Genomic DNA, 12,971 nt, shown 5'->3' on the forward strand with positions numbered 1-12,971 from the left:
ACACCCCATGGTCGTTATTGTCGATACCATCTCGAACCCGTTGCGCCCGCGCCACCCCGAAAAGGTGAACCGTCCTGATTCCGCTTCGCCGCCGAAGCCGGACTGGATTCGCGTGCGCGCGCCCAACAGCCGCGGCTATGCCGACACCCGCAACATTGTGCGGGCCAACGGCCTGCACACGGTGTGCGAGGAGGCGGGCTGCCCGAATATCGGCGAGTGCTGGGACAAGAAGCACGCGACCTTCATGATCATGGGTGACACCTGCACCCGGGCCTGCGCCTTCTGCAACGTCAAGACCGGCATGCCGAACGCGCTGGACGCGGCTGAGCCGCAGAATGTCGCCGAGGCCGTCGCCAAGCTGGGGCTGGCGCACGTCGTCATCACCTCGGTGGACCGCGACGATCTTGCCGATGGCGGGGCCGAGCATTTCGCCCAGACCATCCGCGCCATCCGCGCCGCTTGTCCCTCGACCACGATCGAGATCCTGACGCCCGACTTCCTGCGCAAGGAGGGGGCGCTCGAGGTCGTCGTCGCGGCCAAGCCCGACGTCTTCAACCACAATCTCGAGACCGTGCCGTCGCGTTACCTGACGGTGCGGCCCGGGGCGCGCTACTTCCACTCGATCCGGCTGTTGCAGCGGGTCAAGGAGCTTGACCCGGCCATTTTCACCAAGTCCGGCATCATGGTCGGCCTCGGCGAGGAGCGGCACGAGGTGCAGCAGGTGATGGATGATCTGCGCTCGGCGGACGTCGACTTCCTCACCATCGGCCAATACCTCCAGCCGACCCGCAAGCATCACGCCGTGATGCGCTACGTGCCGCCGGACGAGTTCTCGTCCTACGAAAAGGTCGCCTACACGAAGGGATTCCTGATGGTGTCGGCGAGCCCGCTTACCCGTTCGTCGCATCACGCCGGCGAGGACTTCGCGAGACTGAAGGCTGCGCGGGCCGCGACAGCCCGCTGAACCGCTATGCCCAAATTTTCGAGCAAGCGCCGTGTCAATCACAGCGCATCCGAGATGTTTGATCTGGTCGCCGACGTCGAGCGCTATCCGGAATTCGTGCCGCTGTGCAGTGCGCTGAAGGTGCGCCAACGGCTTGCCAAGCCCGATGGCATCGAGGTGCTGGTCGCCGACATGACGGTGTCGTTCAAGCTGGTCAAGGAATCCTTCACCAGCCGCGTGACGCTCGACCGTGCCAATCTGAAGATCCTGGTCGAATATCTGCAAGGTCCTTTCAGCAACCTCGAAAATCGCTGGACGTTCGAACCCAGGGGTAACGAGGGGGGTGAGGGCGTTTGCGATGTTGGCTTCTTCCTCACCTATGAGTTCAGGAGCCGCATGCTGGCGCTGCTGATGGGCTCGATGTTCGACGCCGCGTTCGCACGCTTCTCCACCGCGTTCGAGAAGCGGGCGGACGCGATCTACGGTCGGCCGAAGTTGGCGTCGTCGTAGTTGTCATAGCCGGGCACGAGCTGCTCACCTCAATCCACCGCCTTCACGATATCCGGCGGCTGCGAGGCGTAATAAGCGGCGGCCGCCTCGATCTCCTGCGGCGTCATGGCGCGCGCAATGTTGCGCATCTGCTGGCTGATGTCGTTGCGGCGATCGCCGGCCGCAAACGCTTGGAGCTGCGCCTTCATATAGGCCTCCGACTGGCCCTCGAGCCACGGGCTGCCGGTCTTGTTGTCGAGGCTGCCATGGCAGGCGCCGCAGGGCGCGATACCCCGCATCGGCGCGCCGTAGATGACGATGTTCGGTTTCGGCAGCTGGGGCGTCGGGTGATAGGCCGGAAGCCGCGGCAGATAGGCGTAATAGTTCGAGAGATCAGCGATCTCCTGGTCGGTCAGGTTCACCGCAAACGGCGACATCACGGCATTGGTGCGCGCGCCGGAGTGGAAGTCGTGCAGCTCCTTGTAGATCACCGCCGCATACTGGCCGGCGAGGTTGGGCGAGTCCGCGCGGCTGATACCGGTCGGGCCGTGGCAGATCGCGCAGCGCTGCGCCAGCGTGGCGCCGCGACCGATCGCCTCCTGGCTTGGGCGTGACAGCGTGTGCGAGGTCAGCACGACCTCCGACAGACGGTTGTCCTGCGCCGGTGCCGCGACGCTCGCCGAGCGCTGCGGCACGCCGGCGGCGCTACAGATCGCATCCCAGACATTTGCGAACTGAATCCAGGGCTGCGCAAAGGGCAGCACGATGAAGCCGGCAATCGTTGTCACGATGAGCATGGCGACGGTGATGCCGACGCCCGTCGTGAAATGCCTGTTACGGAAGGTGAAGAGGTCGCGCGCGCTCATCACTGCGCTCCCACATAGACGGCCGGCACCGACGTGCCCTCGGTCAGCGCCAGCGTCAGGATCGGGTAGCCGTAATTGGTGATGGTGAGCACGATCATCAGCGCCACCCACAGCGCATGCGTGTTGAGTGCGATCGGCACGGTCGCCGACTGGTGCACGGCCAGCGCAAAGCGATAGGCGCCGGCCTCGGTCTGAGGCGCACGCATGCCGCGCGCCAGAATGACCAGGAACAGGATGCCTGATGTCAGCAGGATGAAGCCGCCAATCGCAGAGAAGGTGACCGACAGAGCCTGCGGTGCAATCGCCGGATCGCCGAAGTCGAAATAGGCCATGCGACGCGGCATGCCCAGGATGCCGACCCAGTGCCAGGGGAAGGTGGTGATGACCATGCCGACGAACCACAGCCAGAGCTGGGTGCGGATCAGCCGGAGATCGACCAGCTCGCGGCCGGTCAGGTGCGGCCAGAGGTCATAGGCGATGGCGAAATACATGATCACGATGGCGCCGCCGAAGATCAGGTGGAAATGGCCAGTGATCCATTGGGTGTTGTGAATGGACGCGTCGAGCTGATAGCTCATGTTGATCAGCCCGCCAGCGCCGCCGAAGCCGAGCATGACGAACGAGAAGGCGAGCGCCAGCATCATCGGATTGTCCCAGGGCAGGGCCCTGATCCAGCCGAACATGCCCCGGCCGCCGCGCAGGCGCGCCGCAATCTCGACCGAGGCGCAGATCGTGAACACCGTCAGCAGCGTCGGCAGCGCGACCAGCGCGGTGAAAGCCGAATGAATGAACTTGAAGCCGGCGCCGACCTGCGGATCGGCGAAGGTGTGGTGCATGCCGATCGGCATCGCCACCACCAGGAACAGGATGAAGGAGATCCGCGCCATGGTGTCGGAATAGACGCGGCCGCCGATCGCGCGCGGCACGATGGTGTAATAGGCGATGTAGGTCGGCATCAGCCAGAAATAGACGATGGCATGCAGCGTCCAGGAGAAGAAGACGCGGGCGAGACCGGCATCGATCGTTGCCTTCAGTCCGACCGAAACCGGGATGATCTGCAATAACAGCTCGAGCGCCGCGCCGACCGCGGTCCACGCCCACAGATAGGAGCCGGCGACATTGGCGAACATCGCCAGCGGCACCGGCGCGCCCGGATGGGCCTTCCGCCAGACGCGCAGGTTGATCGACATCAACGCGACCCAGACCCAGGAACCGACCACGACCAGCACGACGCCGATGTAATAGAACGGGCTGCCGATCAGCGGCGGATAAAACGTGTAGAGCACAGATGCGCGGCCCAGCGCGATCGGGATCACCGCCATGACGCTGCCGATGACGATCAGCCAGAAGCCGGCCCAAGCCCAGCGCGCGCCGACCAGGCGCTGCTCCAGCGCGGACTCGCTGATGGCATAGCCAAAGCCCATCGCGACCAGGGTCGGGAACACGTAGCCCATCACCGTGCCGTGCGCGGTGAGCGAGCGGTAGTAGAGCTCGGGATTGGAGAGCCAGGTGCCGATCGGGCTGCGGATGAACATCTGCCAGGCGCCGAGCGTCAGCGCGACGCCGAACACCGCAAAGGCCAGGCAGAAATGAGCGAGGATGAGCTTCCTATTGACCAACACAGCTCAGCCTCCCGCCGCCCTTCGCACGATTGGCGAAGTCAGCCTTGTCGATCACCCGGACCTTGCCCCACATGCCCTCATGGCCGAACGAACAAAACTCCTGGCAGGGCATCAGATAGTCGCCGGTCCTCGTAAAGCGCATGAGCTGCTCGGAGATGTAGCCCGGTACCAGCATGGTGTTGACGTTGGTGCCCTGGATCAGGATGCCGTGCACGACGTCAGCGCTGGTGGCACGCAGCGTGATCGGCGTATCGACGGGCACCACGATGCAGGCCGGGGTGAAGGAATATTGCTGGCCGATCGCGCGCACGGTGACATTGCCATTGGCCTCCAGCATGCTGCCGAGATTGCTTTCGACGAATTCGCCCGAGAGATGCAGCCGTGACGGATCGGTGGTCTCGACGCGCGCCTGCGGCATGGTCGCGCGATGAATGCCGGCGAAGGCTGCCAACAGCGCCATCATCACGATGATGATGACCGCAATGGTGGCCCAGCGACGTTCAACGCGGGCCGCGACCTCGGCGCCGCGATGAGTTTCCTCTGCGCTCATTGCAGCGACCCGCGCGGCAGGAAGACGAACAGATAGAACGCGAACCACATCGCGACCACGCAGGCGGTGGCGATGCCGGCGAGTGCAATCGCGCCTGACGGTCCCTGCGCGACGACCTCCTCGACGGCCTGGTCGGCGGCGGCTGGGCTGGTCGGCGGATCGGAATTGATCATGGCGGCCCTCAATTTAGCGGCGCGGAGCGCAGCTCGTTGGCCTCGCGCGCCGAGACCGGCGTGCCGCGATTGCCCCAGGCGGTGCGGATGTAGGAGACGACGGCGGCGACCTCGTTGTCGGAGAGAAGTCCCGCGAACGGCGGCATGCCGTAGGGCATCGGATTGCCCTTGGTCCCCGGCGGATAGCCGCCATTGAGCACCATGCGGATCGGATTGACCGCCGACTGCATCTCGATCGACTGGTTGTTGGCAAGCGGCGGCCAATGCGGCGGCTTGCCTTCACCTTGCGTGCCATGGCAGCTCGCGCAGTTCTTGTCATAGACGGTCCTGCCGAGGCTGATCAGCAGGCTGCTCTCGGTGGTTGGCAGCGCCGAGCTCGGCGCCGGTGGGGGTGAGGGCTCCGCGATGCCCTTGAGGTACACCGCCATCGCCCTGGTGTCCTCGTCGTTGAGATATTGCAGACTGTTGTGAACGACCTCGGCCATCGGGCCGTAGACGACGCCGCGCATGGAGACGCCGCTCTGGAGCAAATCGGTGATGTCCTTGATGCCCCAGTCGCCGAGACCGGCCTCGCGGTTGGACGTCAGCGAAGGCGCATACCAGTTCTGCATCGGGATCAGGCCGCCCTTGAAGGCATCCGATTGCGAGGTGCCGCCGAGCGCGTTGATCGGCGAATGGCACATGCCGCAATGGCCGAGACCCTCGACCAGATAGGCGCCGCGATTCCATTCGGCCGACTTGGTCGTATCGGGCTTGAACTCGCCCTCGCGGAAGTACAGCGTGCGCCAGCCGAGGATGAGCTGACGGTTGTCATAGGGGAAGCGCAGCTCGTGCGGCTTGTTCTTCTGGTTCGCCGGCGCGATCGAGCGGAGATAGGCGAAGATCGCATCGCTGTCGGCGCGCGTCACCTTGGTGTAGGACGCGAACGGCATCGCCGGGTAGATCAGCCCGCCGTCCGGGAAACGGCCGTTGTGCATGGTCCTGTAAAAGTCGTCCGCGCTCCATTTGCCGATGCCGGTCTCTGGATCTGGCGTGATGTTGGAGGTGTAGATCGTGCCGAACGGCGTCGGCATGGCGCGTCCGCCGGCGAACAGGCGGCCTTCCGACGCGGTGTGGCAGGCGGTGCAATCACCGGCGCGGGCGAGATATTCGCCGCGCGCGATGACATCGCTGCTCTTGTCCTGCGCCTGGGCGGCCGTGGTCAGCGCGGCGAGGGCCATGAGCGTGATCGTCAATTTCGAGCCCATCATCCGCCTCGTCAGTTGGGCTCGCTGCCGCACCCGAACGGCAGCGCGTAGGTGCCCTTCGGTACGGGAGCCGGGTTCGCAGGCGCAGGGCGCGTCGCGAGCCACGCCGCGACCGCCGTAACGTCGGCCTCGGTCAAATGGCCGGCGACGAGCTGCATGCAGTCAGGCGACTTCGCGGTGCGGGTGCCATAGCGCCAGGCGCCGAGCTGCGCGCTGACGTAAGCGGCGCGCAAGCCGAGCAGTCCGGGAATGCCGGGCTGCATGCCCGTAAGCCCCGGGCCGTGGCAGCTCACGCAGGCCGGAATGCCGCGGTCGGCGTCGCCACTGGTGGCGAGCGCCTCGCCCTGCGCCAGCACGTCCTTGCTGACCTCGCTCGGCGCCGGCTGCGGCAGCGGGGGATGCTCGCTGGCAAAATATTCCGCCATCGCTTCCAGATACGGATCAGGCAGAAATTCCAGCAGATAATTCATTGGCGGGTATTTACGCCGGCCGCTGCGGAAGGCGAGGAGCTGATTGTAGAGGTAACCGGCCGGCTTGCCGGCAAGACGTGGGAAATAGACGTCGCTGGTGCCTTCGCCCTTGTTGCCATGACAGGGCGTGCAGGCCTCGACCCGCGCCGCCATCGTATCCGGCGGCTGGTTCGCAGTCTGGGCGGCCGCACCATCAAAGGCGGCGAAGGTGGCGATGGCAGCGAGTGAAGCCGCGGTACGAGCGAACACAGCGTCGCCCTCCAAAGGGCTGGACCAGGTCGATTCCTGACCACAACGTAGAGCCGCATTATTGCGCCAATATAGTCGCGCGCAAGTTCGGAAGGATACAATGACGTTTAGTCGCGCCGCTGCGTCGCACATCATGATCGATTTCGACAAATTTGCGTGCAATTTGAAAAGCAAACATAACGCTGCGGTCTCGCGACGTGTCACGCCCGAGCTCTGCTTCGTTGTGTCGCCCTCCAACGTCAGAGGGCGCAGGGAAGACCGGGTGCCGGCTGGCACCCGCGGTCCACTGTGCGAAAGTTGCGCTACAAAATTGGCACAGCGGCATACAGGCGAAGCCGGAAACAACCCGGCCTTCCCTGCGCAGTGGTTTGACGGCTTATGCCGAGCTCTCCCCGGGGAGCGATGCACTATTGCCCCCGTCGCCTTGCAGATAGCTGATGTGCGCACCCGGTCGGGCACACCCATCACCGCAAGACTTGGCGCACAGACTCCGGGCGCCAGGACGACACGGTTTTGCCGTACGCGGACCGCACCGGTCGTGTGCGCGACACCCCTCGCTCACGGTTGCCCGCCCTGCGAAGCCCTTCGCGCCGACGTGGCCCAGCGTCCACCACAGCTCACCCCGCATGTCGTGACGATCGCGATACGCCCCTCTGACCGGGATGAGTTGGTGACGATCTACGGTAAATCCGGATTTCGGTAAAGTGGAATATTTTCGCGGGTGCGGATTGACCTGTCTTTTGGGTGTTTTGCCCGTCGGGTAACGCAAGCGATTGTGGCTGCCGAGTGCGTCGCAAGTTTAGAGCGCGACTCGTGATTCAAACTTCGCGCGCCGGGGATGACAAGTGCAGTTTGTGCCAAAGCGCCCAGTGCTGACGGAACACCCCTTGTCGTAAACGGTGCACCTGGAACAGCTGTGTTTCAAGAGTTGTTCAACTACCATCCGACTCGGGCGTGGGGCTCGTGTAGCGGGACCAAGGGACATGGCACGATGGAAGCAATCGTGGAGCGAAGAAGACCTCAGGCGGCTGAAGACACTCGCAGGTACCAAGCCGATCACGACCGTCGCGAAGGAACTCGGCCGGACCACAGGGACCGTGCTTGCGAAAGCGATCGAGCACAAGCTTCCCGTCCTGCATCGGATTGAGCGAACAACGCAGTGATCTCGGGGATTCGTGCCGGTTTGGAAGTCGCTCCCACCTATGCGATCCAGCGGCATGCGTTTGACGATGATTAGGGTCTGGGAACGGATCGTTTTCCATGACAGCGAGTTCTCAACCGATTGTTCCGGTTGGAGCTGCCATGGCCATCAATTTCGACACGTTGAAAGCTTCGCTCGTTCTGTACGGGCTGAACGTACTCTACGCCATCCTGCTGCTCGCTGTCGGCTGGTATCTGTCCGGCGCGATGCAGCGTTTCGTCACGCGCGTACTCAACGTCGCCCACGGCGTCGATCCGCTCGTCACCTTGTTCGTCGCCAGCGTCACACGCTACGGCGTGCTGGCGATCGTCGGCATCGCCGTGCTTCAGCTCTTCGGCATCCAGACCGCGAGCCTCGTTGCCGTGCTGGGCGCGACATCACTCGCCATTGGTCTCGCCTTGCAGGGCACCCTCTCCAATCTCGCTGCAGGCGTGATGCTGCTGTTGTTCCGGCCCTTTCACATCGGTGACGACGTCGAGGTGGGCGGCAAGGCCGGAAAGGTCAAATCGCTCTCGCTGTTCATGACCGAGTTGGTCGCGCCAGACAACACGCAGATCCTGCTGCCGAACGGGCAGGTCTGGGGTGCTGCGATCATCAACCACAGCGCGTATCCCGGTACGGGCGAGATCAAGGTGACGTTTCCTGTCAGGGCCGGTACGGCCAATGTCCTGGCCGACCGGATCCTGAAGGAGCTGCGCGAGGATCCGCGTATCGACGAGGGGGCCGCACCGACGGTCAATGTGTCGAAGGTCATCGATGCCGCCGATCCGGCAGCGCCCGTCGTGGAGTTGACGGTCAGCGCGAAGGTGAAGCCGTCCGATGCCGATGCGGTCAAGCAGCGCGTGCTCGACCATGCGAGTGCACTGCTCGCCGCGGCATGAGACGCTTCAGCCCCGTGGTGACCGCGGCGGCCGTCGCTTTGCCGCATGCCGCCGCGGCGAGCGGGTGACGCGTGGGCGCAGGCGCGTTGCGGCGGCGGCGCGGCGCGGCTTGACCTGGGCCTGTGGCCCGCGGGCGAGATCCATCAACATGCGCAGCGCCTCGACCACCGAGCGGGCGCGCACCGTGCTCCGGCCGATCGCGCCAAAGCGCTGCTCGCGGTGGATGATGCGGCCGTCGCGCGCGGCGGCGGCGAAATGGACGAGGCCGACCGGTTTGCCGGGCGTGGCCCCGCCCGGGCCGGCAATGCCGGTGATGGCAACGGCGAGATCGACGCCGGCGCGTTCCAGCGCACCGATCGCCATCGCAGTTGCGGTCTCCTTGCTGACCGCGCCGAAATTCGTCAGCGTACTGGCTTCGACGCCGAGCATCGCCCGCTTGGCATCATTGGAATAGGTGACGAAGCCGCGGTCGATCACGTCGGACGAGCCGGGGATGTCGGTCAAGGCGCCGGCGACGAGGCCGCCGGTGCAGGACTCAGCGGTCGCGATCGTCAGCTTGCGCATCCGGCACAGGTCGAGCAGCGAGCGGGAGAGGGCGCGTGCGTCGCTGCCGGCCATGGCCTACACGCTCCAAGTCTTCTCGTTAAACGGAAGACGGATGGTGGCGCTCGCGGTGGCCGCGATGCCTTCCTCGCGGCCGGTGAAGCCGAGCCGCTCGCTGGTCGTCGCCTTCACCGCGACGCGGGAGATGTCGACCCCGGAGATCTCGGCGATGCGCGCGCGCATGGTGTCGCGCAGCGGGCCGATCTTCGGCCGCTCGCAGATCATCGTTACCTCGAGATTGGCGACGCGGCCGCCGCGCGCGGTGACACGCTCGACGGCGTATTTCAGAAACTGGTCGGAAGGGGCGCCTTTCCACTTGGCATCGCTCGGCGGGAAGTGCGAGCCGATGTCGCCGTCGGCGAGCGCGCCGAGGATGGCGTCGACCAGCGCATGCAGGCCGACATCGCCGTCGGAATGCGCCAGGAAGCCCTTGCTGTGCGGCACGCGCACGCCGCAGATCATGACGTGGTCGCCTTCGCCAAAGGCGTGCACGTCATAGCCCGTGCCGGTCCTGATATCGCCGAGCAGGCTGGCCAGGCGCGCTTCCTCGCGTACGAAATCTTCGGGAGTGGTGAGCTTCATGTTGGCAACATCGCCTTCAAAGGTCGCAACCGTCAATCCCGCCCATTCGGCGATTGCGGCATCATCGGTGAAATCGCTGCGTCCGTCCTTTGCCGCGCGACGATGCGCCTCGAGGATGACGTCGAAACGAAAGGATTGCGGTGTCTGCGCGATTCGCAACTGCGCCCGGTCCGGCGTGTCCTCGACGTTGCCGTCCGCGCCGGTGAGCTTGATGGTGTCGGTGACGGGGACGGCGGGGATCGCCGCGCCGGTGCGGTTTGCCGCCTCGATCGCGCGGGAGATCAGGCCCGGCGAGACAAATGGCCGCGCCGCGTCGTGAATGAGGACGATGTCCGGCTTGTGCCTGGCGAGTGCTTCGAGGCCTGCAAGCACCGAGGCCTGCCGTGTCGCGCCGCCATGGGCCGGCGGCTCATGGCTCAAGCCTGCGACCGCTGCCGTGAACATGGCGCTGTCGTCGGGGTTGACCACCGGCTGCACCATGAACACGTCGGGGTGGCGGCTGAAGGCTTCCATGGCGCGGAAGATCACAGGCTGCCCGCCGATCGAGCGATATTGCTTCGGCCCCCCGGCCCCCGCACGCAGACCACGTCCGGCCGCGACGAGGACGACTGCGGTGCGCTGTGATTTCGCCATAGGACTCAAATACTCAGTTGCTGATGGAGAGTCGGGAGGTGGTGTGATTGCCGGCATGCCTCTAGCACGGCAGGCCCGCAAAAAAAGGGGGTTTCCCCGGATTGTCGGAAACAGCAATTTGCTGCACTGCACTTGAAAGATTTGCAGAACTGTCTAAACTGTAGGCATGACGCTTGACTGCACAAGAATTGTGCGCAAGATAGGTCATGGCAGACGCGATGAGGCGCTGCCTAGTCAATGAGACCACTGTGACCGGCCCGGCAAGATCAGGCTCTAAGCCTTTGAAAATTGGCGATATTGATGTCGCGACCCCGGTTCTCCTGGCACCGATGTCGGGGGTGACTGACTCGCCGGTCCGGCGGCTTTCCGCCGAGCTCGGGGCCGGTCTGGTCGTGTCCGAAATGACCGCGAGCGACGATCTCGTCAATGGCCACGCGATGTCGCGGTTGCGCTGCGAAGCCACCGGAATCGGTCCGCATGTGGTCCAGTTGGCCGGCTGCGAGGCGCACTGGATGGCGGAAGGCGCCCGGATCGCGGAAGCGGAAGGCGCCGATATCATCGACATCAACATGGGTTGTCCGGCCCGCCACGTCACCGGCGGCCAGTCCGGCTCGGCCTTGATGCGCGACCTCGACCACGCCGTCGGCCTGATCGAGGCGACCATTGCCGCCGTGAAAGTGCCGGTGACGCTGAAGATGCGGCTCGGCTGGGATGACCGCACCCGCAACGCGCCGGAATTGGCGCGGCGCGCGGAGGCCGCCGGCATCAAGCTCGTCACCGTGCATGGCCGCACCCGCTGCCAGTTCTACAAGGGCGACGCCGATTGGGACGCGATCCGCGCGGTGCGCGAGGCCATCTCCATTCCGCTCGTCGTCAATGGCGACATCACGTCCTATGAAAAGGCCCTCGCGGCGCTCGAGGCCTCCGGCGCCGACGCCGTGATGATCGGCCGCGGCGCGCAGGGCCAACCCTGGCTACCGGGCCAGATCGGTCGCCGCCTGAAGGGCGGGGCGGCGGAAGCTGTGCCCTCGCTCGAGACGCAACTCCATTATGTTCGCACGCTCTACGAGGGCGTCTGCGCGCTGTACGGCCTGCGCATCGGCCTCAGGCATGCGCGCAAGCATCTGGGCTGGGCGCTCGACGTCGCGGCGCAAGCGAGCTGCGCGCCGGCCGAGACGCTGAAAGCGTGGCGCCAGAAGATTCTTACCTCTGAAGATCCGCGCCTCGTCCACCGATCACTGCAAGATGCCTTCGACGACTTCGCATGGAGCGCTGCTGCATGAGCTCAGCTGCTGAACATCGTCGGCCAGTTTTGTCCGACAGCGATGCGATCCTGGACGCACTTCCCAATCCCGTGCTCCTGATCGGGCCGGACGGCAAGATCGTCGGTGCCAACATCGCCACCGAAGCCTTTTTCGAAATCTCGACGCAATTCCTTAAGCGGCAGTCGCTGAAGGAGCTGGTGCCGTTCGGAAGCCCCTTGCTGGCGCTGATCGACCAGGTGCGCTCTTCGAACTCGCCGGTCAACGAATACAAGGTCGATCTCGGCACGCCACGCATGGGTGGCGACCGCCAGGTCGATCTCCATGTCGCCCCGCTCACCGAGCGGCCGGGCCATATCGTGGTGATGCTCCAGGAGCGCACCATCGCCGACAAGATGGATCGTCAGCTCACGCATCGCAGCGCCGCGCGCTCGGTGATAGCGCTAGCAGCAATGCTCGCTCATGAGATCAAGAACCCGCTCTCGGGCATCCGTGGCGCGGCGCAACTGCTGGAGCAGCAGGCCTCGTCCGAGGACCGCATGCTGACGCGGCTGATCTGCGACGAGGCCGACCGCATCGTGACGCTGGTCGACCGCATGGAGGTGTTCGGCGACGAACGGCCCGTGGTGCGCGGCCCAGTCAACATCCATTCTGTGCTCGATCACGTGAAGCGGCTGGCGCAGTCGGGCTTTGCCCGCAACATCCGCTTCATCGAGGACTACGATCCGTCGCTGCCGCCGGTGCTCGCGAACCAGGATCAGCTGATCCAGGTGTTCCTCAATCTGGTGAAGAACGCCGCCGAAGCCCTGATCGACGTCTCCGACGCCGAGATCCAGCTCACCACCGCGTTCCGCCCCGGCGTGCGCCTGTCAGTCCCCGGTCAAAAATCCCGGGTATCCCTGCCGCTCGAGTTCTGCGTCAAGGACAATGGACCAGGCGTGCCCGACGATCTTCTGCCCAACCTGTTCGATCCCTTCGTCACCACCAAGCAGACCGGCTCAGGTCTGGGCCTGGCGCTGGTCGCAAAGATCATCGGGGATCACGGGGGCATCATCGAATGCGAGTCTCAGCCGCGCAAGACCACCTTCCGCGTGCTGATGCCGATGTACTCGACATCGGCCAAACATGCCGATCACAGCAGTCGCGACGGCTCTGCCGGGAAGTCGTCGTCTGCATCACAGGGGGCAAAATGAGGATCAA

14 protein-coding genes are annotated in these 12,971 nt (G+C 64.8%); 6 read left to right on the plus strand and 8 right to left on the minus strand.

The window, feature by feature from the left end; all coding sequences use genetic code 11:
* The first annotated feature begins 7 nt into the window (after positions 1-7).
* Both lipA and ABIB73_RS00660 read left to right on the plus strand, forming a co-directional pair.
* Positions 8-964 (plus strand): lipoyl synthase, encoded by a 957-nt coding sequence (lipA, locus tag ABIB73_RS00655; protein WP_354220423.1) that lies wholly within the window; start codon positions 8-10, stop codon positions 962-964.
* Positions 965-970: 6 nt separating this feature from the next.
* Positions 971-1,453: a type II toxin-antitoxin system RatA family toxin gene (locus ABIB73_RS00660; RefSeq protein WP_354220425.1), complete on the plus strand. Its 483-nt coding sequence runs from the start codon at positions 971-973 to the stop codon at positions 1,451-1,453.
* A gap of 29 nt (positions 1,454-1,482) precedes the next feature.
* On the opposite strand, the gene ABIB73_RS00665 is transcribed toward ABIB73_RS00660, so the two are convergent.
* From ABIB73_RS00665 to ABIB73_RS00690, 6 genes are read right to left on the minus strand one after another with little or no spacing between them, the layout of a single operon-like run.
* Positions 1,483-2,298 carry a c-type cytochrome gene (locus tag ABIB73_RS00665; protein ID WP_354220427.1) on the minus strand — a complete coding sequence of 272 codons (816 nt, stop codon included), beginning with the start codon at positions 2,296-2,298 and terminating at the stop codon, positions 1,483-1,485.
* On the minus strand, positions 2,298-3,920 hold the full coding sequence (locus ABIB73_RS00670; RefSeq protein WP_354220429.1) for a b(o/a)3-type cytochrome-c oxidase subunit 1: 1,623 nt from the start codon (positions 3,918-3,920) through the stop codon (positions 2,298-2,300). Before ABIB73_RS00670 ends, ABIB73_RS00665 begins: the two co-directional genes overlap by 1 nt.
* Positions 3,907-4,470 (minus strand): cupredoxin domain-containing protein, encoded by a 564-nt coding sequence (locus ABIB73_RS00675; protein WP_354220431.1) that lies wholly within the window; start codon positions 4,468-4,470, stop codon positions 3,907-3,909. Before ABIB73_RS00675 ends, ABIB73_RS00670 begins: the two co-directional genes overlap by 14 nt.
* Complete coding sequence (locus tag ABIB73_RS00680) at positions 4,467-4,643, minus strand: hypothetical protein (protein WP_354220433.1); 177 nt, start codon at positions 4,641-4,643, stop codon at positions 4,467-4,469. Before ABIB73_RS00680 ends, ABIB73_RS00675 begins: the two co-directional genes overlap by 4 nt.
* An 8-nt stretch (positions 4,644-4,651) precedes the next feature.
* Positions 4,652-5,890, minus strand: coding sequence for a cytochrome c (locus tag ABIB73_RS00685; RefSeq protein ID WP_354220435.1), 1,239 nt, complete (start codon positions 5,888-5,890; stop codon positions 4,652-4,654).
* A gap of 11 nt (positions 5,891-5,901) precedes the next feature.
* Complete coding sequence (locus ABIB73_RS00690; RefSeq protein WP_354220437.1) at positions 5,902-6,609, minus strand: c-type cytochrome; 708 nt, start codon at positions 6,607-6,609, stop codon at positions 5,902-5,904.
* A 983-nt stretch (positions 6,610-7,592) separates the two neighbouring features.
* On the opposite strand from ABIB73_RS00690, the gene ABIB73_RS00695 reads away from it, so the two are divergent.
* Both ABIB73_RS00695 and ABIB73_RS00700 read left to right on the plus strand, forming a co-directional pair.
* Positions 7,593-7,772, plus strand: coding sequence for a hypothetical protein (locus ABIB73_RS00695; RefSeq protein ID WP_354220439.1), 180 nt, complete (start codon positions 7,593-7,595; stop codon positions 7,770-7,772).
* Positions 7,773-7,911: 139 nt separating this feature from the next.
* Complete coding sequence (locus tag ABIB73_RS00700; RefSeq protein ID WP_354220441.1) at positions 7,912-8,691, plus strand: mechanosensitive ion channel family protein; 780 nt, start codon at positions 7,912-7,914, stop codon at positions 8,689-8,691.
* 6 nt (positions 8,692-8,697) lie between these two features.
* Here the strand turns inward: ABIB73_RS00700 and ABIB73_RS00705 are convergent, their stop codons facing one another.
* Entirely contained in the window at positions 8,698-9,309 is a 612-nt protein-coding gene (locus ABIB73_RS00705; RefSeq protein ID WP_354220443.1) for a CinA family protein, read from the minus strand.
* 3 nt (positions 9,310-9,312) lie between these two features.
* Positions 9,313-10,509: a bifunctional 2-C-methyl-D-erythritol 4-phosphate cytidylyltransferase/2-C-methyl-D-erythritol 2,4-cyclodiphosphate synthase gene (locus tag ABIB73_RS00710; RefSeq protein WP_354220445.1), complete on the minus strand. Its 1,197-nt coding sequence runs from the start codon at positions 10,507-10,509 to the stop codon at positions 9,313-9,315.
* A 281-nt stretch (positions 10,510-10,790) separates the two neighbouring features.
* On the opposite strand from ABIB73_RS00710, the gene dusB reads away from it, so the two are divergent.
* Entirely contained in the window at positions 10,791-11,792 is a 1,002-nt protein-coding gene (gene dusB / locus ABIB73_RS00715; RefSeq protein WP_354220447.1) for a tRNA dihydrouridine synthase DusB, read from the plus strand.
* The gene (locus tag ABIB73_RS00720; protein ID WP_354220449.1) at positions 11,789-12,964 is read left to right on the plus strand and encodes a two-component system sensor histidine kinase NtrB; all 1,176 of its coding nucleotides are present in this window, start codon (positions 11,789-11,791) and stop codon (positions 12,962-12,964) included. The genes dusB and ABIB73_RS00720 overlap by 4 nt, the downstream gene beginning before the upstream one ends.
* Positions 12,965-12,971 lie beyond the last annotated feature (7 nt).

This window comes from Bradyrhizobium sp. F1.4.3, assembly GCF_040548375.1.
Taxonomy (GTDB): Bacteria; Pseudomonadota; Alphaproteobacteria; order Rhizobiales; family Xanthobacteraceae; genus Bradyrhizobium.